Origin of the sequence: Vibrio sp. Isolate25 (assembly GCF_022398025.1) — a bacterium.
Lineage (GTDB): Bacteria > Pseudomonadota > Gammaproteobacteria > Enterobacterales > Vibrionaceae > Vibrio > Vibrio coralliilyticus_A.
Genome location: NZ_JAKEUT010000007.1, coordinates 138,939 through 159,614 on the forward strand (window position 1 = coordinate 138,939; position 20,676 = coordinate 159,614).

A 20,676-nucleotide genomic window follows, 5' to 3' on the forward strand; every position below is an offset into this window, starting at 1 on the left:
AAGGAGTGAGGGGATTATCAGTCATCACTGAGGGTAATTCAAGGGAAATTCTTAATATTAACCCCGTTTTCGTGTCAAGTGCTTAGTCGTTAACCACCCTTAGTCAAAGGAACAACATTTTGCTCATCAGACTGGTGATTTATCATACTGTGATGTTTTTTCCTTTTGTGATCGTACATGGCTTGGTCAGCCTCATTAAGAACTTCTTGCAACGCCATAAAACGCTCTCGTGGATAGGACACCCCAATCGCGATGGAAATATCCAACGAGACTTGATGATCTTCAGAAACAAAATGAATTTTAGAAAGTTTTCCTAACAGTGAATTTAGTGTGACTGAATCTAGCTGGCCAACAAGTATAAATTCATCGCCACCAATTCGATAGCCGTACCCCTTCCAATAGAGTTCAATCTTGCCCGCCAACGCTCGAAGAACTTGATCACCAATTTCGTGGCCATAGGTGTCATTAATGAACTTAAAGCGATTAATATCTAGATAGAGCAAGGTATAATTAGCATTAATACCTGAACGAAAGCGCCTATGCATGGCACGTCGATTATTAAGTCGAGTCAGGTTGTCAGTATTAGACTGACTGTGTAAATAAATCGCGACGATGGCTAAGAAACCTAGCACCAACATAAATAGCGCCCTGCTCTGACGCGAAAAACGTTGCTCCGCCTGAAGAGTAGCTTTCCAATCAGGCCGATAGTCGTAGCGTTTTACAATTCGCTCAGTATCAATCATTTTTAATGCACGACTAAATAGGGGAGCTAATGACTTACCAACCTGATTTTTGGCAAATCCGATCGCAATATCAGAAGTGTAGTACCCCCCTATTAATGGATCTTCAGTCAGAGGGAGTAAGTCTTTTGACTCTCGCAACAGTATATTAAAGTTCGCTCGACTGATCGCAATGTAGTCGACCTCATGATTGATCAGTGCCTGTAGCTGCGATTCACTGCTGTCGTACGTCAACAGCGCTTTCTTGGGGAGTAGCCCTCTCAGCAACTCTTCATAATAATCGTCCTTCACTACACCAATACGCTCGATGATTAATTCTGAGACATTACTGTATACATTGTCTTTATAGCCTTCACGTTTAACCAGTATTGCTTCAGGCCGATAGTATGGGTCACTGTAGTACACTAAGTCTTTGCGAGCTTCTGAAATAGCAATCGGAGAAAGCACATCAATTCGCTTAGCAAGCAAATCACCATACATACTTTCCCAAGATTCATCTGCGGTACTTTCAAGCTGACAATTCAACATTAGAATATCGCATGCTTTAAGAACAATATCAGCGGTGATCCCTGTCATCGAGCCATCACTATGATAAGTGGCATACTGACCAATGTTTTCGATTTTAACCCTAAGCGGCCGATTAAAGTTGATACCGCTATTAAGTACGGCCTGCCTCAATGCTTGTTGCCGTATTTCAAACTGGTATTGACGGATGGATTCACGTAATAGCTTCTGAACCTCAGCACCATGAATATAATGTTCAATCGTCCTAAGCAGCTGAGTATGACGACCTTTAGTGGAAACAATGGAAACCGGTTTAATGGAGATCTGATGATTAAGCAGTTGGGCATCAAACCCTGCTAGCAACATAGGTTTAAGTTGGTTAATCGCATCTACGACTCCATCGACGGTGCCGGACTGCAGCAACTGCATAGCTTCTTCTTGTCCTGAATACTCAACCAAAGTCATCGACGGAAAAGCAGCTTCTATCAGCTCTCGGTAAATCGTTCCTTTAGGCACACCTACAGTGTATAACTTATCTAATGTGGCATTATCTAGGCTGTATACGTAGGTATACTCAATATTGGTCGGGCCGGAAAAATCGAAATAGAGCGCCCTGTCTGGGGTATAGGTAACATTGGCTGCAAAATCACTGTTCCCTGTTTTCACAGACTTGAGAATAGCGTCAAAACTTGGGTAATAAACATATTCGATATCAAGTCGAAACTCAGACGCAACAGCATCAAATAAAACGCGAGTAACAACATCGTCGGCTTCTACCGCAACTTTATAAGGTGGAGTCTGTGCTTGAGCTGGCAAAAAACAGATAGCCAGAAACAGGCCCACTACCCAATTAATATTTCTTTTTTTAGGTATAGAAAACAACAAAAAGGCTTCACCACTGCAGTGATTACTATCGTGCAGACACAATCAGTAATATTCAAAATATGCGCAACTCTGGCATAGATAAGTAAAATCGCTCTAACACATAGTTTAAATGCAAAGCATTGTTAAATACTATAGATCCGCTTCCTCATCGGAGCTGCGCAAAATATAATCAGTCATCCAAGCCGTCCCGAGAAGGCATATCCACACCACAAAGACCGGATTAGGGACATCTACACTAGGTGTGACGACTAACGCTGCAAACCCCACTGTAGGTAATGTCCAGCACAATAGTTTGCTCCAACGAAAGCTCTCTAATTTCGCTAAGCTCTCCATTGCAGCGATGATGCCTGTGATGCAAAGTGCGACTAACGCAGCATAAGATAAGTCTGCCATCCAAAGTGGCAATATTAATCCCAAGGCCCACCAACTGTGCTTATTGTTAGATTGCCAGTGCGTTGCCGCCCACCAAATCACCACCACTGATAATGTTTGTACTACTGTGATCATGGGCTCTCCGCCAAGCTTCCCCCCAGCTTGAGTGACCATGATACCGACTTGAAGCGTCACGACTATCAACGCAGCCATAAGCAACACGCCTATGCTACTGCGCCTTGAAAAGACGACCATCAATAATGGAAATAATATCCATTGACTGATCGACAGCGCGATCGGCTGATAGGGTAATGTCAAGCCATAAGTTGTCAGAGCGGCCATCAAAATAAGTCCGACAACGCCTCCTTGCGGAAATACCCACAACGCTGGAATCACCAATGCCAAGACTGGAATGTCTCCATCACTAAGGCTGATAGCTCGAGCACAAACAACAGCCAACAAGGTTGTCACTAAGAACTGAAAAGTAGAAAATACCATGCCCTCTCCTTATCCCTTCCATGGAAAAATCGAACTAGGACAAAATCATTATGGACCAGTTTTTAATGCAAATCTTTGCGGTGATTCACCAAATTCCGTGTGGAAAAGTAACCACTTACGGAGAAGTCGCCAAACTGGCTGGCTACCCTGGGTACGCAAGGCACGTAGGAAAAGCTCTCGGAAAACTACCTCATGATTCCAAACTGCCTTGGTTCCGAGTCATTAATAGTCAAGGTAGGATATCGCTCAAAAGTGAAGATTTGGTGAGACAAAGGGAGTTGTTGATTTCTGAGGATGTTGAAGTGACAAACGATGGAAAAATCAGCCTCCGAAAGTACCGATGGCAGCCCTAGACTGCCATCGGTAGCCAGCCAAACTCAGTTTCTTACACCAATTAACATCATATCGACATGGCTAGTTTGGTGTGGTTCAGTAATCACTGGGTAAGTAGTGTCAGTGATGAAACGAAGTCGTCCATCCACCTCAATACGAGCACTCACACTATATGTATGGCGAGCCTGTATTTTTCTTGGGTCAAACGCTAAATCAAATTCAACTGGCACTTGAATGCCACTCGTCTCAAATCGATGCTTAGCAATAACCTGAGCAGGAGCATCAGCCAAAGACACATCTTGTAGGGTCACCGTCACCAGTGCATGCTTAGGCAAAGCAATACGTTCACGATATGAAATAGTTCCTGTAATCGAGCTCACTTTGGTTTCCTCTGCAGGCTTCTCAGGAGACTGGCAACCAAGCATGGTCAAGCCAAGGAAAGTAGAGATGATTAGCGTTAATACTTTTTTCATAGAGACTCTCTAAACCATTCAAACTCTGAAGATTATAAGTTTCAAGCTCAGATTTGTCATGACGCTAACCCTAATCACTATGCAGAGCCGACATTAAAAATATTTTTATAACTTATTGTTCAATCAACTGTTTAACTTATCAATTTATGCTTAAAATAACCTATATTGATTCATTTATTAAAGGTGTTTGAATGAGCAAGCCTCTCAAGGAACTTCTGGAATTATTGCAACTTGAAAAGCTGGAGGAAGGGCTTTTCAGAGGCCAAAGTGAGAATCTAGGACTGCCTCAAGTATATGGGGGACAAGTGATTGGTCAGGCTTTATCCGCCGCGAGATACACTGTTGCAGACGATCGTACGGTGCATTCATTCCACAGCTATTTTCTCTATCCTGGCGATCCTGAGAAGCCTATCGTATATGATGTTGAAAACTTGAGAGATGGCCGAAGCTTTAGTACTCGTCGCGTCAAGGCGATTCAAAATGGTCGCCCTATTTTTTACCTCACCGCTTCTTACCATGGTGAGGCTCCGGGCTTTGAGCATCAAAATACGATGCCTGATATCCCAGGCCCCGAGAATTATGCATCTGAATCAGAGCTCGCAGAGAAAATTGCTGAATTTTTGCCAGAGAAGATTAAAACGGCGTTTTGCGGTGAAAAGCCCATAGAAACACGCCCTGTTAACGTTGTGAATCCACTCAAACCACATAAAACAGATCCGAAACAGTATCTGTGGATTAAAGCCAACGGAGAAATACCAGATAACCAATTAATCCATCAATACTTACTGGGCTACGCCTCTGACTGGGGTTTTCTAGTGACAGCACTTCACCCACACGGTGTGTCATTGATGACGCCGCATTTTCAAGTAGCAACCATCGACCACTCGATATGGTTTCATCGGCCCTTTAAGATGGATGAATGGCTGCTGTATGTCATTGAGAGCCCTACCGCAAGTAACACTCGCGGCTTAGTTCGAGGGGAGATCTATAACCGTCAAGGCCACCTAGTAGCTTCTGCGGTTCAGGAAGGGGTGATGAGGTTTACCAAGTAACTCCTCCCCAAGGCGACACTATATCAAACTCTTGAGTGCTCAAAGAAATCAAGTTTACTTTGAGCACCTCATCAGGACTCACTACTCAACGACCTGTTAAGCTTTACCCACCTCGTTCTTTCTTAAGCTTCTCCAATTGGTAACGCTGTCGTGTATTTGAGAGGTTCCATGGCAAAAGTGGAGGTCACATTGGATATACCAGCAACGGAGTTGACTAACTTTTTATAAAAGTTATCAAAGCACTGCATATCTTTGACCTGAACTTTCATCATGTAGTCGTATTCTCCAGCCATTCGATAAAACTCCATCACCTCAGGAAAATCAGAGGCCGTAGACACAAACTGGCTGTACCACTCATGAGAATGATCGCTGGTTTTCACCAACACAAAGGCAGTAAAGGATAAATCCAGTTTTTCTGGATTGAGCAACGCCACTCGCTTTTCAATCACACCCGATTCTTCTAGCTTTTTTAACCGTTTCCAACACGGTGTTGTCGTTAAATTCACCGCTTCTGCCAGTTCATTTAATGACAAAGTTCCATCTTGTTGTAACAACGCAAGGATCTTTCGGTCCACTTTATCCAGCTCCATGCCCACCGCCTCATGATAGAAAAATTTTCTCCAAATAAAGCAAATTAAAGGCAATAAGGCAAAGTATTTCTCCTATTATATAGATAAATTATTAGCATAACGATGCTAAGGAGATGTTTCATGTGTACAGACCACAACTGGATTAATAATGCGATTCGAAAAATTGAGGCCGACTTCCAACGTTCAGCGGATACTCACTTGATCAAGCTCGACTTACCCAGCGTGGAAGGTATTGATATTTACCTGAAAGATGAGAGCACACACCCAACAGGCTCCCTAAAACACCGTCTGGCTCGTTCGCTCTTTCTCTATGCCATTTGTAATGGCTGGGTCGGTCCCGAAACCACTATCATTGAATCATCATCTGGCAGTACCGCTGTATCAGAAGCGTATTTTGCTCGTTTACTTGGATTGCCGTTCATAGCCGTCATGCCTAAATGTACCGCTAAGAAGAAAATTGAACAGATTGAGTTCTATGGAGGCCAAGCTCACCTAGTGGAGCGTTCCGATCAGATCTACGCTGAGTCACATCGTTTAGCCAAAGAGCTTAACGGTCACTATATGGATCAGTTCACCTACGCTGAACGCGCAACTGACTGGCGCGGTAACAACAACATCGCAAATTCTATTTTTAGCCAGATGGAACTTGAAGATAACCCTGTACCAACTTGGGTTGTGATGAGCCCAGGAACAGGAGGAACTTCCGCAACAATAGGCCGCTTTATCCGCTATCAGAAACACTCAACCAAGCTTTGTGTTGTCGACCCAGAAAACTCTGTATTCCATGAGTTCTTCAAAACCGGCAACTCTGAGCTAAAAGGCGATTGTGGTAGTAAGATTGAAGGAATTGGCCGTCCGCGTGTTGAGCCAAGTTTTATACCGGGTGTGATTGACGAAATGCGTACAATTCCAGACGCTGCTTCCGTTGCGACTGCGCACTGGTTAGAAAAAATTCTTGGCCGCAAAGTTGGTGCCTCTACAGGGACGAACCTTTACGGTGTTCTTCAACTGGCAAGCGAAATGAAATCGCGTGGTGAAACAGGGTCAATAGTGACGCTACTATGTGATAGTGGGGAGCGATACCTAGATACGTACTACAATAGTCAGTGGATTGAAGAAAACATCGGCGATTTGCAACCTTATCTCACGAAATTAGAAACGTTTGAAGCAACTGGCCAAATCTAGATAACAATAACAACGTCAGTTGGAAATACGAGCGCCACTCATCTGAGTGGCGCTTTCATATCGGTATACCCAAATCAGCTTTTTTTCTGGCGCGCTTCGAAAGCCGCAAGTTGTTCAGGTGTCGCTTTCGGCTGGTGGTTTTGTTTCCACTCATCGTAAGTCATGCCATAGACACGTTCACGTGCATCATCAATATCCAGCTCAAAACCCTGGGTATCCGCTTCCGCTTTGTACCACTTACTGAAACAGTTACGGCAGAACCCTGCAAGGATCATCAGATCAATATTCTGCACGTCTTTATTCTCATCAAGATGAGAGAGTAAACGACGAAACACCGCTGCATCCAGTTTATCCTGCTCTTCTTGTGAAAGGTTTTTATATTTAAATTCAGCCACTTTACTTACCTATTGTTGTTCTGTATCGATTATCTTATCAAGTCTTGGCCCAATACAAAAACGCCCAAGCATTTGGCTTGGGCGTTTATTACAAATTGTGCTTAACCTTGAATACCGACAATCAACCATGGAGCGTTAGGTACCGTTAGGTCACGCTCAAGGTGCCAGATGTCTTCAATGTTTTCTTCAACATCTTCCACTGCATCACGGTAGCGGCCGCTAAACTGTAAGCTAAGCTGCGCTTTGCTTGCATCATGGTCAGCTCGAACGATTTCTGCATCGACGTACATCACATCAGTGTGTTGCTCACCATCTAGTTTCGCACGTTCTGCTTTTAGGTCTTCAAACAAGCTCGGAGAGACATACTCTTCAATCGTTTCAAGTTGGTTGTGGTTCCATGCACCTTGCAGAATACGGTAATGCTCACGCGCACCATTAATAAATGCTGACTGATCAAAACCTGGTGGGTAGTTGTGTGGAATATCCGTTTGTGAGCCAAAGCCGAATCCACTTTGACCACCTGTTTGAGGCTGCTGCTCAAAGTTATGAACGTTCGGTTGTTCAAACTTTGGTGCTGAACCACCAAATGCAGGCTGTTGTCTCTGCTGATTCATGCTGCCTTGCTTGGAGCCAAGCAACCCTCTCATCAATTTGAAGATAACAAAAGCAATCAAGCCCATGATAAGAATATCCATGAACTGAATACCCTCAAACGCGCCACCAAAGAATGCTGCGAGTAAGCCACCCGCTAAAAGGCCACCCAGTAGGCCCCCCATCAATCCTTTTTTACTGGACCCTTGCGTCTTGGTGCCCTGATCTTTACCAATCGTGTTTGTGTTTTGCTGTTGTTGCTTAGGTGCAGGAGCTGTTTTAAAGCTCTTACCAAATGACTTACCGCCGCCAAACTTCTTCGCTTCCGCGATAGGAGCAATAGCAACAGACATCATTAGCAAAGCAACGAGGGAAAAAAGTCGTTTCATATTTTTCCTTAGGGTTTCCTGTATAAGGTAAGAATTATACTTATTAAGCAATAGTAACTTTTGTCTCTAAAGAATGAAATATGCGAAAGACGAATACGTGTATCAAAGTATTGCAAATTCGAACATAGTCAGTTGCGCTTATCACACAGCCTTATTAGAATATTGAACGTTGTTCATTTTTGAAATTTTGTCATGGCCCGTAGAAACGATCATACGCGTGAAGAGCTTATCGCTCTCACTTTAGATACTGTCAAAGAGTTCCTCAGCGAAAACTCCTATCACGAGTTAAGTCTGCGAAAGGTGGCGAATATGATCGGCTACGTGCCCAGCACATTGGTTAATGTTTTTGGCAACTATAATTTATTGCTACTCCACGCTGTGGCACAAACTCTCGATGAACTTGCCAATGAAGCAAAAGGGGTTGTGGCACAAAGCCAAAACCCTAAAACCGCCTTATATGAACTCGCCTATTGCTATCACGATTTTGCCCAGCGCCACCCACACCGCTGGCAGCTGATCTTTGAGCACAACATGAATGGGGAAACCCTACCTGAATGGCAAGCTGAACGCATTGATAATATGACAGGTATGCTCGAGCAACTCTTGCAAATCATTGCCCCTCATCGCTCCGAAAAGGAAGTGTTGCAAGCCAGCCGTGTGCTGTGGTCTGGTGTTCATGGTATTACTTTACTAAGCGTTGACGATAAATTCTTCGCAGCTGAGCCTATTGACGGCAAAGAGCTGATAGACAACTTACTCTCTCATTACATCGCGAACTGGTAATCGCATCCTAAAGGAACAAGGATCATCATGCCAAACAGCCAAACCTCTCTTTTAGGGCAGAGACGATTTCTGCCCTACTTTATCACCCAGTTTTTTGGGGCTTTTAACGACAATATCTTCAAGAACGTATTACTGCTCTTTGTTGCTTTCGCGGGTGCGGGAGCCTTACCTATCTCCAGTGATTTATTCATCAACCTAGCGGCAGGCTTATTCATTTTGCCTTTCTTCCTTTTCTCTGCCTCCGCAGGAGTATTAGCCGATAAATACGAAAAGTCTTGGTTCATTCGCAAAGTTAAGCTCGCTGAAATTGGCATCATGTGCCTAGGGGCAATTGGTTTTATTACCGAAAGCTACATCATCCTGTTAATTTTGCTGTTCTTAATGGGGACACAATCCGCATTTTTTGGCCCAGTAAAATATGCGTTATTACCTCAGCAACTTAAGCCGCAAGAGCTGGTACCGGGTAATGCCTTGGTTGAGACAGGGACCTTCCTCGCCATTCTTCTCGGCACATTGGGGGCAGGCCTTATCGCCTCTGCAGAGAGTGCAAAATATATCGCCGCAGCAAGCGTGGTGGTATTCGCGCTCTTTGGTTACCTATCGAGTCGCTCAATTCCCGAAGCCCCCGCCTGTGCGCCAAACTTGAAATTCCGCTGGCAGCCCGTCAAGCAAACCCGTAACACCATCGCTATTGCCAAGTCCGATAAGACGGTTTTCCAAGCTTTGATGGCAATTAGCTGGTTCTGGTTCTTAGGGGCCGCCTATCTGACTCAATTCCCTAACTTCACTAAAATTTACCTCAATGGTAGCGAAAGTGCGGTCTCGTTTTTGTTGGCTCTTTTCTCTGTCGGTATTGCTGCAGGCTCGCTCGCTTGTGATAAATTGTCTAACCATAGAATTGAAATCGGAATCGTCCCTCTTGGCAGTTTAGGAATTAGCGCGTTTGGTGTCTTAATGGCGATGTCTGTCCCTGCTAACTTGCCTGAATTTGAGACTTTCACCGACTTTGTCGCTTATCAGCCCCTGTGGCCAGTATTTATATCACTGCTACTACTTGGGGCATCTGGGGGCGTTTTTATCGTCCCTTTATACGCATTGATGCAACAGCGCGCCAAAGTCACGGAACGAGCTCAGGTCATTGCTGCGCTCAACATCTATAACTCTCTATTTATGGTAGGTAGTGCGGTCCTCGGCATTGTCTGCCTTGCCCTCATTGGCATAAGTATTCCTCAACTATTTCTTCTACTGGCAGTAATGAATCTGGTGGTAGCGGTGACTCTATTCCTACGCGTACCCATTTTTGCGGTACGATTCATCGTCTGGATTCTCACGCATACCATGTATCGGGTGAAGCATAAAAACCTACACCACCTGCCTGAACAAGGGGGGGCATTAATTGTTTGTAATCACGTGAGTTATATGGATGCATTACTATTGAGTGCCGTTTGCCCTAGACTGATCCGTTTTGTCATGGAAGAAGACTACGCCAACCTGCCACCTCTGCGTCGATTTCTCAAACGTGCAGGTGTTATCCCCATTTCCGCATCCAATCGCCGTTCCATTCGTACAGCTTTTAGTGAGATTGAACAAGCGCTTAGCGAAGGTCACCTCGTGTGTATTTTTCCAGAAGGCCGCTTAACTGACGATGGGGAGATGAACGACTTTATGCGCGGCATGGATATCATCCTCAAGCGTAGCCCTGTTCCTGTGATCCCAATGGCAATTAAAGGGTTGTGGGGCAGTTTCTTTAGCCGCTATAAAGGCAAAGCCTGCAGTGGATTGCCTACTCGCTTTTGGTCTAAGTTAGAGATCGAAGCAGGTCAGCCCGTCAAGCCATCCGCGGCTAACACAGCTCTGATGCAAGCGAAAGTAGCTAAATTACGAGGTGATTGGAAATAATTCCGCGAACATACGTTCATTAAATCTGAACGTATGTTCAATTCATTCAAATCTACTAATCGGCCGGATTTCGTTACACTCACCGACTGCTTTGACTGCTATTTTTTGTAATGACAACGATGAAAAAGCCACTGCTATTCTGGTTAGCCTTAATCGTATGCCTAACACCATGGATTACCTCACCAACCGCATTGGTGATTGGTTTTCTGTTGGCTTCATTGGGCATGGTACCGCACGATTTTAATCTAGCAAAAGTGACCAAAAAACTATTGGCTTATTCAATCGTCGGTTTGGGCTTCGGCATTCAATTCAAAACTGCCCTTGCTGTTACCTCAGATGGTATAGGTCTTATCATTACCACTATTATCGGCACTTTGTTCATAGGCTGGTGGGCAGCAAAAGCCATTGGCCTCAATGCAGAAACGGGTTACCTGATTTCTTCTGGAACAGCAATCTGTGGCGGTAGTGCGATTGCGGCTGTTTCCCCTGCCATCAAAGCAAATGATGAACAAATCGGCCTTTCTCTAGCAACGGTTTTTGTCCTAAACTCCATCGCATTATTTATCTTCCCAGTGATTGGTCATGCATTAAACCTCGACCAACAGACTTTCGGCATATGGGCAGCGATTGCTATTCATGACACTTCGTCCGTCGTTGGCGCGGCATCCGCCTACGGTGAGGAAGCACTTACCACCGCAACAACCTTAAAACTTGCGCGAGCACTTTGGATTATTCCGGTTGCATTGTTCAGCGCCTTTTTATTCCGCAGTGACTCGAAGAAAATCACTATCCCCTACTTCATCTTTTTCTACTGTGCTGCTATCGCAATAAGCGATCTATTTCCTCAGTTTGAGGTGGTTTATCAAGGGATATTTGATATCGCGAAACGGACGTTGGTAGTGTGTTTGTTTTTGATTGGCTGCGGAATTTCGGTGGAAAAGATCAAGTCCGCTGGGCCAAAACCTCTGATGTTCGGTATTACATTGTGGATTGCGATCTCTGTCAGCTCACTGACATGGCTAACGCTCAGTTAAAGCTCTTCTGGTTCTACTTTCAGCTTTCTGCGCTTGTGCCTTTGATACCTCAGTACCAAAGCAACGACAAAAACAAACGCAGATAATTCCGCCAGTGAGCGTACTAATCCTTCACTTTGCACAGCAACCAGAATCTGAATCAATATTGCCAACACGATAACGGCTTTCATCCGCGCCTCTTATATCCATATCCTCATATTTCCGAAATTATTATGAGATAGAGTTATAAGTTTGATAAATTCAGATTTGGACTATGAAAGATCCATTTCAACTAAGTTGCCTGTCCATTAACGACAATATTTGAAGTGGCGCTACAACTGGCGCATCACTTTACTGGTCTAGCTGACTCAAAAGCCAATCTTTTACCGCTTTCCGAGAAACTTTAATTCCTGACTGATACAGTGATTCTGGCATCTCATAGTAAGCAACTGGCCATTTGAAGCGTGTCAAAGCTTTACTGAGTTCCTGCTCAATGTTCACAACGTCTAGAGAGTGCTTTCCTTGAATCACTGCAACTGGGCGATGGCCAAACTCGCTGTCTTCCACAGGGATCACGACTGACTGCACGATGTAGGGAAGTCGGTTAAGCACTGCTTCAATTTCTTCACAATGAATATTTTCACCACCTGAGATAAATAAATTGTCAGCTCGACCAATAATTTTGAGTTCGCCTTCAACCCACTCACCTAAGTCTTTACTGTCAAACCATCCATCGCGTGTAATAGGCTCCACAACCCCACATCGATAGTAACCACAAGCCAGAGTTTCACCGCCAATGTAGATTCTTTGCCCTTTAAGCCGGATTCGACGTTTAGGTAAGGTTTTGCCTGCTGAGTCGCGATTGTCGATTCTTTTTGCCGTCACGGTTGACGCTGCTTCAGTCATCCCATAGCCCAACCAGGTTTCCACCCCCTGCTGTGCTGCTTTTTGGCTTAAGGACAATGGGACATGGCTCCCGCCGAGTAAGACATGGGTTAAATCAAGTGGCGAACCACTCTCCAAAAGACGTTGTAATTGCGTAGCCACCAGCGATGCGTGAGTCACTTGACGAATATCTTCAATCAGAACTCCGCTTCCTAGTTTCAATGTAGCCCCAACATACAACCAACGATAGACGATGGCTAACCCAGACACATGATACATAGGCAAACTTAGCAACCAACAATCGTCCTGTTTAAAAGAAAACACTTCCAATAGACCAGAGGCAGAAGCAATATGTTGCGCGTTAGTGTGTGCAACCGCTTTGGGATTGCCCGTTGAACCTGAGGTAAACACGATAGAGGCGATATTATCTGGCTGATAACCTGAGCAATAGTGATAAGAATTTGAACGTCCGACATCAAATGTCGACAATGAAGATAGCAGTGAATCAGATTTCGATACCCAGACTTTAGGCTCAATACAAGAGGGGTAAAGTGACTTTAGCTTGGTTTCAAGCTCCGCTTGTGTTTGCGGCATGGCCAATGCGCATATTGCTCCAATTTCCATACAAGCCAAGTACGCGAGTAATAAATCTAAGTTGTTTTTACTAATGCAGGTAAACACATCACCTTGTACTAGACCCTGCTCACAAAGATTGGACGCCACTTCATCGACAAGATCAGCCAACTCAGCCCAAGAGTATTGCTGATCTTGATGATCCAGAGCAAATGAAGATGGGCTCGACTGAGCCCATTGTTTCAAAGGAGAAAGTTGGTTGTGCATTAAGATTGCCAGATTAGTGACTGATCTGACAGAGAAGTCACCGGAAGATCACAGCCAGGCCAAGTAACTTCTAGCTGCTGTGCAAACAGACCTATCGTATCTAAGCCTGGAACTTCTTCTGGCAATTGCCAGTGGGCAAAGCGAGCCAATTGAGTCAGACCTAAACTCGATTCTATACTGGAGCTGATAATCGGCTTGATCCCCAACTTTTTAGCCTCTTCTATGAGCTCGACACAGCGTTCGACAGAGCCAATAAGGGTAGGCTTAATCACAATGGCTTTAGCACCGTTAAAGTCCTCGAGTTTGAAATCATCCTTGCGAATGGCGTGTTGAAGGGTTTCATCCCAAGCAATCGCGATACCCGTATTAATCGCAAAAGAGAAGCTATCCCCCGGTGCTTGGCACGGCTCTTCAACAAACGCAATTCTTTGACGCAATGAAGGCGCTATCTTTTTAGCAAATTGTTGCGCTTTCTCGGCCGTCCAAGCGCGATTGGCATCTAGCCTTAGCGTAAGGTCTGGAATGGACTCCAAAAACAGGCTGACGATGAGCCCATCGCGGACAGGTTCATACAACCCTACTTTGATCTTGGCTACTTTCTCACCTTGCATACTGTGGAGCTTAGGCAGCAGTTCATCCGGATCACCTGAACACAAAGGTGCAGCCTGATAGCACCCCATGTCAGGGAGGCCATTGTTCAGTTCCAGCTCAGCCATAGATAGCCCAAAAGCCACAGAGGGGTACAACTCCTTATCATCAAAGGGTTTACCACTCTGCCACATGGCTAGCTGCTCTATTAGTTGAGATGAAACCTCATCCATACTCTCAATACTAAACCCCGGTAGAGGTGCAATTTCACCTCTACCGATTTCCCCGTTGTTTTCTAGTACAACCACAAAGCCTTCTCGTTCCATGAGTCTTTGCTCTCTCAGTATCACACCGCTGTCCATCGGCAGCTTGTAGCGATACAGCTTGGCTGTTCTCATACCAATATCCCTTCTAATTATTTTGTAATCTTCAATCTATGCTGTTCACTATTTTGGGCTTCAATGGCAGATAAAAGTATTGAGTTAAGCACTTTTATCTTCACGCATTAACCAAAAACAACACATCAAGGATTACGAGGGAATTTATTAAAGTCAGGCCGACGTTTTTCATTGAACGCATTCCGCCCTTCCTGACCTTCTTCAGTCATATAGAACATCATAGTCGCATTACCAGCCAACTCTTGAAGACCGGCCTGACCATCACAGTCAGCATTCAGAGCAGCTTTGAGACAACGCAGTGCCATCGGGCTGTGCTGCAGAGTTTCGCGACACCAACGAACCGTTTCTTTTTCCAATTCTTCAAGAGGCACAACTGTATTCACTAGCCCCATATCCAGTGCTTCTTGAGCATCATAGAAACGGCATAGGAACCAAATCTCGCGCGCTTTCTTTTGCCCAACAATTCGAGCCATGTATGAAGCACCCCAGCCGCCATCAAACGAACCAACTTTTGGCCCCGTCTGACCAAACTGAGCGTTTTCTGCGGCAATGGTCAAGTCACACATCATATGTAAAACATGGCCACCGCCGACTGCCCAGCCAGCTACTGACGCAATGACGGGTTTGGGGCAAGTGCGAATTTGACGCTGGAAGTCCAATACATTTAAGTGGTGAGTGCCGGAATCGTCTTGGTAACCGCCGTAATCACCACGAATCTTTTGGTCACCACCCGAGCAGAAAGCCTTTTCACCAAGGCCTGTCAAAATGATCACACCCACGCCTTCATCGTAACGAGCATCAGCCAGTGCGTTAATCATCTCTTTGACAGTTTGAGGGCGAAACGCATTGCGGACTTGAGGACGAGCAATGGTGATCTTTGCGATACCATCTTCGGATTTATGGTACTGAATATCTTCATATTCGCCCGTGCAATCGTTCCAGTGCACTGGAGCATAGAGTTCTTCTTCTGAAATACCGACTGTTTTTGCCATGGTGATTCCTGTTTGTTGAGATTGCGCTATTAGAGGAAAGCGCGAATTTGAGATTGAATAATCGCGGCAAATGCTTCGGGCTGTTCCACATGAACATTATGCCCAGCTTGCGCTACCTGGCTAAAAGACAAACCACTCTGTTCAGCCAGCTGACTGAACTTCATATCTTTTTCACCACAAATGTAATGTATCGGCATGCTTAAATCAGCCAATGACTCAAGCAAGTAATCTTGTTTTGCCAAGGTTGTCGCCATCAGCATCTTTGCGACGGATGAACCTAGATTAGCACTGCGCTTATCAATGATTGTTTGTCTTTGCTCATGATTTAGTGAACTAAATACCGGCTGCTGATACCAATCGTTTAACACTTGTTCAATGGGGTCATTTTGAAATCGCTCAGCCCAACGAGTGTCATTGTTTAATCGAGCATTTTGTTCCGCACGATCATGCAACCCAAAATGACCACCTTCAGAAATAAGCATTTGAATATTATGTGCGGAAAAATACTGTTGAGTGAGCCCTACCATCGCAATTCGAGCCCCCATTGAATAACCCACTAACACTATAGGGGGATGGTGAGGAAATTGAGTGAGTAAAACGTCAGATATTTGATCGCAGCACGTTTTAAAATCGCGACAATGCATCAATTTGCTCATCCCATGACCGGGCAGATCGATACATAACGATGAATATTCGGGGAGCAATTGCCTGCAGGCACTCCAATCTTCACTGCTACCCAGCAAGCCATGCAGATAAACAATTACAGGTCGAGAGCTATCGTGGCTCTCCTTATTGTGAAAGGAGCTATAGAGCATGAAGTCGCTGAGTTATCTCTTTCAGTTGTGAGGAGGCTTGTTCAGGAGGTGTCTGTACTTCGACAAGCAATGCGCCCTCACCCTGTTGTAAATGCTGACTCACTGACTCACTGTAAGCGGCAAGAGTGGTCGGTTTTTGGTATCGAATGCCAAATTGCATCGCAGCATGCTCGAAAGTGTAACCATGAGACATCTGATAGAGAGACTGCTTTTGTGCTTGGGGGACAGGGAGCAAATCAAAGATAGCCCCTCCGTCATTGTTAACTACGACAATCACCAGTGGCGTTTTTTCGTGGGTCAGTAAAGAGAGCGAGTTGAGATCATACAGCGCTGAGGTATCACCAATAAACAATACGCTGGGTTGAGGATTTGCACGTACAACTCCCGCAGCAGTCGCAATCAGCCCATCGATCCCTGATGCACCTCGGTTGCTAAACGTTTCAAGGTTTGGCATCGAACCAAACATATCCACCAGCCGAACAAATAAACTGTTACCCAAAAAGACCTGTGTTGGTTGTGGTAAGTCTTTGACTGATTTAGCCAGAGCAATTTCATTGACTGACTGGTGGCTTTGTTCAGATAGTGACACTGCACATTGTGAATAATGCTCTAACTCCTTTGCCCAGCCATAGTGAACATTCTTGCCGCCAACACGTTCTCGCAGCCAACTCTCTATCCAAACCCCAATGCCGACAACGTGATGAGTTTGTGGTAAATGATTTTGGTTGTTGCAATCAACTTGGGGAGAAACATAATGGTAATCCGCTTGTCTCGATTCGACTTGCTGAGATATCCACTGATTGAGACGTTTCGACACAATCCGCGAGCCAAACTGCATAATGACACGAGCCTGATTTAGCACCGCTTGCGCAGTAGAATTCTGCAACCAAAGATCATAATGTGCGAAAGGAGACGAAACTCCCGACTGCGGATCACACAGACAAGGCCAGCCCAGAGTTTCGGCTAATTGTTTCGCCTGTTGGGCCTCTTCTAAGGTGACACTACCCACGGCAATCACCCCCGGTTTATCAGAAGAACTGACATCGTGAAGCGAGGGCAAGGACTGAGTTCGAACCTTACAACTATAAGGCATGTCAGAGTGAAGCCAAGTTTTTACTTCATCAAGATAGGCCTGAAATATTCCTTTCGACTCAGAGCCATACAAAGGCTCTGGAAATGGGCAATTGATGTGAATCGCACCGCCTTGCTCTGCCTGTTCAGACATTTTCTGATCGATGGAAGTCAGCAACCATTTAAGCGCTACTGACTCCGAAGGGCTGGGTAACTCAAGAGTGGCACTCACATGAGAGGAGAATATCCCCACTTGATTGATCGCCTGATTGGCTCCGCAGCCAACCAATTCTACGGGCCTATCTGCAGTTAGCACGACCAGTTTCTCACCTGTGAGTTTTGCCTCTGCTATTGCGGGCAACAGATTGGCGACAGCGGTTCCGGATGTGACAATCAATGCGACTGGCTTATCGCTTGCCTTCGCTAAACCGAGAGCTAAGAAACCTAAACCTCGCTCATCAAAATGCGTATGCAGTTTCAACTTGTTATTCTGATGCGCTTCCAGCGTTAAAGGCGTCGAACGCGAACCCGGTGCAATACACACTTCACTGACACCTAAGCGAGATAACTCTTCAAGCAGTACCTGACTCCAAATACGGTTCATAATGGCTTGATTGTGCAGACTCATTTATGACGCCACTCCCAGCGGGGGTATGTCAGCAATCAAAGACAGCAATGTTGACATTTTCTTATCCAACTCTTGCCATTCATTGTCGGCAATAGACCCCGGTACTATACCTGCACCTGCGAATAACTGGATCTCCTCACCAAGAATAAGAGCACTGCGTATCGCAACACAAAACTCGGCGCGCTGGTGGCTGATGAACCCCATCGACCCCGCATACCAGCCACGTGCAAAGGGCTCATTGTCTCGAATAAATTTCATTGATTCTTTGCGTGGCAGTCCTGCAACAGCCGCTGTCGGTTGTAACGCACTCAGCAACTGAACCCCATTTACTCCAGTTTTGAGGTGGGCGTGAATACTGCGCTTAAGGTGCTGAACTTTACGCAGCCTAACCAAGCGGGCTTCTTGCTCAACCTCGACATGCTCCGAGTGAGGCGTTAGTCGATCGATAATGTCATCGACCACATATTGGTTCTCATTAAGATTCTTGCTGTCTTGCGATAACCAATTTGCCAATTCCATATCGTGGCTGGCGTTGTCGCCTCGGCCTATCGTGCCCGCCAAAGCTTCAGTGTAGAGCTCCTGACCTTGTCTGGCATACAAACGTTCCGGTGTAGAGCCTATAAAACTATGCTTTTTATCCAGAGAGAGCATAAAGTGGAAGCTATGGTGGTTTTGCAGATAACTTGATTTCAGTAGCTGCGCAGCACTTACCGTGCTGTCCATCTGTACGGAAGTTCTGCGGGCCAGTACCACTTTCTTAAAGTCGTCATTCTCTATACCAGTCAGAACTTTCTCAACCAGTTCAGACCATTGCGGCTTTTCCGGTATGTGGCTGATGCTTTTGATCTGCGCTGAAACGGGAAGCAATGCACCAACATCAATCTGAAGTTTCTTCAGCCCTGCAAGAGTACGGTGCTTCTCCGCAGTGAGATTAACGGCCAATGACCAACGGTCATCGAAACGAATTAACTCAACTTGTGGTAGGAAAAAGAAAGAGGACATACAGCGACGATTTTTTTCCGTCTGACCGTCGAAAGAACGCCCCCCCCATACTCGCTGGTCATCAGCTAAAATCGTGTAAGCGGGTGCCGGGTCGACAAAGGTATGTAGCTGCCCCAGCGCTACCACTTCCTCACGGGTATCGCGAGACTGCCAGTAAAACTTAGGGAAGATTGGCTGAGCTCCCAGCCAATCAATGAATGCAAAGTCAGGTTTTTCCTCAAGAACTTGAACCAGACGGTTTACGCCGCCTTCTGCATCCTTTACGCGTTCAATCAGTTCAGTAACGGCTTGATGAAAGTGTGACAAATCAGCCTCGTATGCCTAGGGATTCTTATTCATTTTATCTCGCTACTCTATTAATAGACCTTATTCAGATCAAGGTTGTAGCCCATCTTTTGCATGATCCTGTGATTGCAAACGAGCAAAGCGCATACAAAAACGCGCCATATCTCAGTTTTTTATTCTAACAAAGGGCTTTTTGATGTACTTTAATAAAGAAATACAATCATTTCTAGGTTTTATACAATGCAAAATATCGGGATGTCATCAAAACTCGATAATGTCTGCTATGACATTAGAGGGCCTGTGCTCAAACATGCTAAGCGTATGGAAGAAGAAGGGCATAAAATACTGAAGCTCAATATCGGTAATCCAGCCCCATTTGGTTTTGATGCCCCAGATGAAATTTTAGTTGATGTCATTCGTAACCTACCAACATCACAAGGCTACTGTGATTCAAAAGGCATCTATTCCGCGCGCAAAGCCGTTGTTCAGCACTATCAACGTAAAGGGATTCGCTCTTTAGATGTTGAAGATGTCTATATCGGTAACGGGGCTTCTGAGCTGATTGTCATGTCGATGCAGGCGTTGCTAAATAATGGCGATGAAATGCTTGTTCCAGCGCCGGATTACCCTCTCTGGACTGCGTCCGTTGCTCTGTCTGGCGGTAAAGCAGTGCATTACCTATGTGATGAACAAGCAGACTGGTACCCCGATCTCGATGACATTCACAAAAAAATCACACCAAAGACGAGGGGAATTGTCTTAATTAACCCCAATAACCCAACAGGTGCTGTTTACAGCCGTGATTTTCTCTTGGAAGTGATCGAAATTGCGCGCCAGCACAAGTTGATCATCTTCGCTGACGAGATCTACGATAAAGTACTCTATGACGGCGCCACACACACTTCTGTTGCGACACTCTCAGATGATGTACTGACTGTTACGTTTAACGGCTTATCCAAAGCCTATCGCGTCTGTGGTTTCCGTGGTGGCTGGATGTTCCTCACCGGCCCGAAACATCTCGCTCAAGGGTACGTTAATGGCTTGGACATGCTGGCTTCAATGCGTTTGTGTGCCAATGTACCGATGCAACATGCTATTCAAACCGCACTGGGTGGCTATCAGAGTATTAATGAGCTTATCCTACCTGGCGGCCGCTTATTGGAACAGCGTGACCGCGCTTTTGAACTGATCAATCAGATCCCAGGGGTATCTTGTGTCAAACCCAAAGGCGCAATGTACTTGTTCCCCAAAATTGACACTAAGATGTATAACATTAAAGACGATCAGAAAATGGTTCTTGATTTCCTCATTCAGGAAAAAGTTCTATTGGTTCAGGGATCTGGCTTCAACTGGCCGAAACCCGATCACTTCCGCATCGTCACTCTCCCGCACGTAGAAGATCTTGAGATGGCGATTGGTCGTTTTGAACGATTCCTATCGACTTATAGTCAGTAGTAGTAATTAGATTCG

The 20,676-nt window shown here is 45.3% G+C and carries 20 protein-coding genes; 7 read left to right on the forward strand and 13 right to left on the reverse strand.

Annotation, left to right across the window (positions count from 1 at the left end; translation table 11 throughout):
- Positions 1-89: 89 nt before the first annotated feature.
- Together L1D15_RS14905 and L1D15_RS14910 are read right to left on the reverse strand one after the other, a co-directional pair.
- On the reverse strand, positions 90-2,081 hold the full coding sequence (locus L1D15_RS14905) for a GGDEF domain-containing protein (RefSeq protein WP_239876325.1): 1,992 nt from the start codon (positions 2,079-2,081) through the stop codon (positions 90-92).
- Positions 2,082-2,258: 177 nt separating this feature from the next.
- Complete coding sequence (locus L1D15_RS14910; protein WP_239876290.1) at positions 2,259-2,999, reverse strand: hypothetical protein; 741 nt, start codon at positions 2,997-2,999, stop codon at positions 2,259-2,261.
- A 50-nt stretch (positions 3,000-3,049) separates the two neighbouring features.
- On the opposite strand from L1D15_RS14910, the gene L1D15_RS14915 reads away from it, so the two are divergent.
- A complete protein-coding gene (locus L1D15_RS14915) occupies positions 3,050-3,352 on the forward strand; it encodes an MGMT family protein (RefSeq protein WP_239876291.1) in 303 nt (100 codons plus the stop codon).
- A 24-nt stretch (positions 3,353-3,376) separates the two neighbouring features.
- On the opposite strand, the gene L1D15_RS14920 is transcribed toward L1D15_RS14915, so the two are convergent.
- Positions 3,377-3,805, reverse strand: a complete 429-nt coding sequence (locus L1D15_RS14920) for a YbaY family lipoprotein (RefSeq protein ID WP_239876292.1) — start codon at positions 3,803-3,805, stop codon at positions 3,377-3,379.
- A 191-nt stretch (positions 3,806-3,996) separates the two neighbouring features.
- Here L1D15_RS14920 and tesB point away from each other — a divergent pair, with 191 nt between their 5' ends.
- Entirely contained in the window at positions 3,997-4,857 is an 861-nt protein-coding gene (gene tesB, locus L1D15_RS14925) for an acyl-CoA thioesterase II (RefSeq protein WP_239876293.1), read from the forward strand.
- 122 nt (positions 4,858-4,979) lie between these two features.
- Here the strand turns inward: tesB and L1D15_RS14930 are convergent, their stop codons facing one another.
- Positions 4,980-5,447 carry an Lrp/AsnC family transcriptional regulator gene (locus L1D15_RS14930; protein ID WP_239837328.1) on the reverse strand — a complete coding sequence of 156 codons (468 nt, stop codon included), beginning with the start codon at positions 5,445-5,447 and terminating at the stop codon, positions 4,980-4,982.
- A gap of 120 nt (positions 5,448-5,567) precedes the next feature.
- Between L1D15_RS14930 and L1D15_RS14935 the strand changes: the two genes are divergently transcribed.
- Positions 5,568-6,632 (forward strand): PLP-dependent cysteine synthase family protein, encoded by a 1,065-nt coding sequence (locus tag L1D15_RS14935; protein WP_239865790.1) that lies wholly within the window; start codon positions 5,568-5,570, stop codon positions 6,630-6,632.
- Positions 6,633-6,706: 74 nt separating this feature from the next.
- On the opposite strand, the gene L1D15_RS14940 is transcribed toward L1D15_RS14935, so the two are convergent.
- Together L1D15_RS14940 and L1D15_RS14945 are read right to left on the reverse strand one after the other, a co-directional pair.
- Positions 6,707-7,027, reverse strand: a complete 321-nt coding sequence (locus tag L1D15_RS14940; RefSeq protein ID WP_239837330.1) for a DUF1244 domain-containing protein — start codon at positions 7,025-7,027, stop codon at positions 6,707-6,709.
- Positions 7,028-7,128: 101 nt separating this feature from the next.
- Positions 7,129-8,007 carry a Tim44 domain-containing protein gene (locus L1D15_RS14945; protein ID WP_239876294.1) on the reverse strand — a complete coding sequence of 293 codons (879 nt, stop codon included), beginning with the start codon at positions 8,005-8,007 and terminating at the stop codon, positions 7,129-7,131.
- 192 nt (positions 8,008-8,199) lie between these two features.
- Between L1D15_RS14945 and L1D15_RS14950 the strand changes: the two genes are divergently transcribed.
- The 3 genes from L1D15_RS14950 (at position 8,200) to L1D15_RS14960 (ending at position 11,723) form a co-directional block, all read left to right on the forward strand.
- Complete coding sequence (locus L1D15_RS14950) at positions 8,200-8,790, forward strand: TetR-like C-terminal domain-containing protein (RefSeq protein WP_239876295.1); 591 nt, start codon at positions 8,200-8,202, stop codon at positions 8,788-8,790.
- Positions 8,791-8,817: 27 nt separating this feature from the next.
- Positions 8,818-10,689: an MFS transporter gene (locus L1D15_RS14955; RefSeq protein WP_239876296.1), complete on the forward strand. Its 1,872-nt coding sequence runs from the start codon at positions 8,818-8,820 to the stop codon at positions 10,687-10,689.
- Positions 10,690-10,799: 110 nt separating this feature from the next.
- The gene (locus tag L1D15_RS14960; RefSeq protein WP_239876297.1) at positions 10,800-11,723 is read left to right on the forward strand and encodes a putative sulfate exporter family transporter; all 924 of its coding nucleotides are present in this window, start codon (positions 10,800-10,802) and stop codon (positions 11,721-11,723) included.
- Here the strand turns inward: L1D15_RS14960 and L1D15_RS14965 are convergent.
- The 7 genes from L1D15_RS14965 to L1D15_RS14995 all read right to left on the reverse strand — a co-directional run bounded on the left by L1D15_RS14965 (position 11,720) and on the right by L1D15_RS14995 (position 19,227).
- Entirely contained in the window at positions 11,720-11,893 is a 174-nt protein-coding gene (locus tag L1D15_RS14965; RefSeq protein WP_239865781.1) for a hypothetical protein, read from the reverse strand. The genes L1D15_RS14960 and L1D15_RS14965 overlap by 4 nt on opposite strands.
- Positions 11,894-12,053: 160 nt before the next feature.
- A complete protein-coding gene (menE, locus tag L1D15_RS14970) occupies positions 12,054-13,427 on the reverse strand; it encodes an o-succinylbenzoate--CoA ligase (RefSeq protein ID WP_239876298.1) in 1,374 nt (457 codons plus the stop codon).
- Positions 13,427-14,413 (reverse strand): o-succinylbenzoate synthase, encoded by a 987-nt coding sequence (menC, locus tag L1D15_RS14975; RefSeq protein ID WP_239876299.1) that lies wholly within the window; start codon positions 14,411-14,413, stop codon positions 13,427-13,429. Before menC ends, menE begins: the two co-directional genes overlap by 1 nt.
- Before the next feature lie 125 nt (positions 14,414-14,538).
- Positions 14,539-15,405, reverse strand: a complete 867-nt coding sequence (menB, locus tag L1D15_RS14980) for a 1,4-dihydroxy-2-naphthoyl-CoA synthase (RefSeq protein ID WP_239837338.1) — start codon at positions 15,403-15,405, stop codon at positions 14,539-14,541.
- Positions 15,406-15,434: 29 nt separating this feature from the next.
- Complete coding sequence (gene menH / locus L1D15_RS14985; protein WP_239876300.1) at positions 15,435-16,220, reverse strand: 2-succinyl-6-hydroxy-2,4-cyclohexadiene-1-carboxylate synthase; 786 nt, start codon at positions 16,218-16,220, stop codon at positions 15,435-15,437.
- On the reverse strand, positions 16,210-17,919 hold the full coding sequence (gene menD, locus L1D15_RS14990; RefSeq protein WP_239876301.1) for a 2-succinyl-5-enolpyruvyl-6-hydroxy-3-cyclohexene-1-carboxylic-acid synthase: 1,710 nt from the start codon (positions 17,917-17,919) through the stop codon (positions 16,210-16,212). The genes menH and menD overlap by 11 nt, the downstream gene beginning before the upstream one ends.
- Entirely contained in the window at positions 17,920-19,227 is a 1,308-nt protein-coding gene (locus L1D15_RS14995) for an isochorismate synthase (protein WP_239876302.1), read from the reverse strand. It abuts the gene before it with no gap.
- Between the two features lie 219 nt (positions 19,228-19,446).
- On the opposite strand from L1D15_RS14995, the gene L1D15_RS15000 reads away from it, so the two are divergent.
- Entirely contained in the window at positions 19,447-20,661 is a 1,215-nt protein-coding gene (locus L1D15_RS15000) for a pyridoxal phosphate-dependent aminotransferase (RefSeq protein ID WP_239876303.1), read from the forward strand.
- The last annotated feature ends 15 nt before the right edge of the window (positions 20,662-20,676 follow it).

Excerpts from the sequence above, each read along its gene's own strand:
- L1D15_RS14930 (WP_239837328.1), bottom strand. The coding sequence starts at position 5,447 with ATGGAGCTGGATAAAGTGGACCGAAAGATCCTTGCGTTGTTACAACAA.
- L1D15_RS14935 (WP_239865790.1), top strand. The coding sequence starts at position 5,568 with ATGTGTACAGACCACAACTGGATTAATAATGCGATTCGAAAAATTGAG.
- L1D15_RS14955 (WP_239876296.1), top strand. The coding sequence starts at position 8,818 with ATGCCAAACAGCCAAACCTCTCTTTTAGGGCAGAGACGATTTCTGCCC.
- menD (WP_239876301.1), bottom strand. The coding sequence starts at position 17,919 with ATGAGTCTGCACAATCAAGCCATTATGAACCGTATTTGGAGTCAGGTA.
- L1D15_RS14945 (WP_239876294.1), bottom strand. The coding sequence starts at position 8,007 with ATGAAACGACTTTTTTCCCTCGTTGCTTTGCTAATGATGTCTGTTGCT.
- menB (WP_239837338.1), bottom strand. The coding sequence starts at position 15,405 with ATGGCAAAAACAGTCGGTATTTCAGAAGAAGAACTCTATGCTCCAGTG.
- tesB (WP_239876293.1), top strand. The coding sequence starts at position 3,997 with ATGAGCAAGCCTCTCAAGGAACTTCTGGAATTATTGCAACTTGAAAAG.
- menE (WP_239876298.1), bottom strand. The coding sequence starts at position 13,427 with ATGCACAACCAACTTTCTCCTTTGAAACAATGGGCTCAGTCGAGCCCA.
- L1D15_RS14915 (WP_239876291.1), top strand. The coding sequence starts at position 3,050 with ATGGACCAGTTTTTAATGCAAATCTTTGCGGTGATTCACCAAATTCCG.
- L1D15_RS14950 (WP_239876295.1), top strand. The coding sequence starts at position 8,200 with ATGGCCCGTAGAAACGATCATACGCGTGAAGAGCTTATCGCTCTCACT.
- menC (WP_239876299.1), bottom strand. The coding sequence starts at position 14,413 with ATGAGAACAGCCAAGCTGTATCGCTACAAGCTGCCGATGGACAGCGGT.
- L1D15_RS14965 (WP_239865781.1), bottom strand. The coding sequence starts at position 11,893 with ATGAAAGCCGTTATCGTGTTGGCAATATTGATTCAGATTCTGGTTGCT.
- L1D15_RS15000 (WP_239876303.1), top strand. The coding sequence starts at position 19,447 with ATGCAAAATATCGGGATGTCATCAAAACTCGATAATGTCTGCTATGAC.
- L1D15_RS14920 (WP_239876292.1), bottom strand. The coding sequence starts at position 3,805 with ATGAAAAAAGTATTAACGCTAATCATCTCTACTTTCCTTGGCTTGACC.
- L1D15_RS14960 (WP_239876297.1), top strand. The coding sequence starts at position 10,800 with ATGACAACGATGAAAAAGCCACTGCTATTCTGGTTAGCCTTAATCGTA.
- L1D15_RS14910 (WP_239876290.1), bottom strand. The coding sequence starts at position 2,999 with ATGGTATTTTCTACTTTTCAGTTCTTAGTGACAACCTTGTTGGCTGTT.
- menH (WP_239876300.1), bottom strand. The coding sequence starts at position 16,220 with ATGCTCTATAGCTCCTTTCACAATAAGGAGAGCCACGATAGCTCTCGA.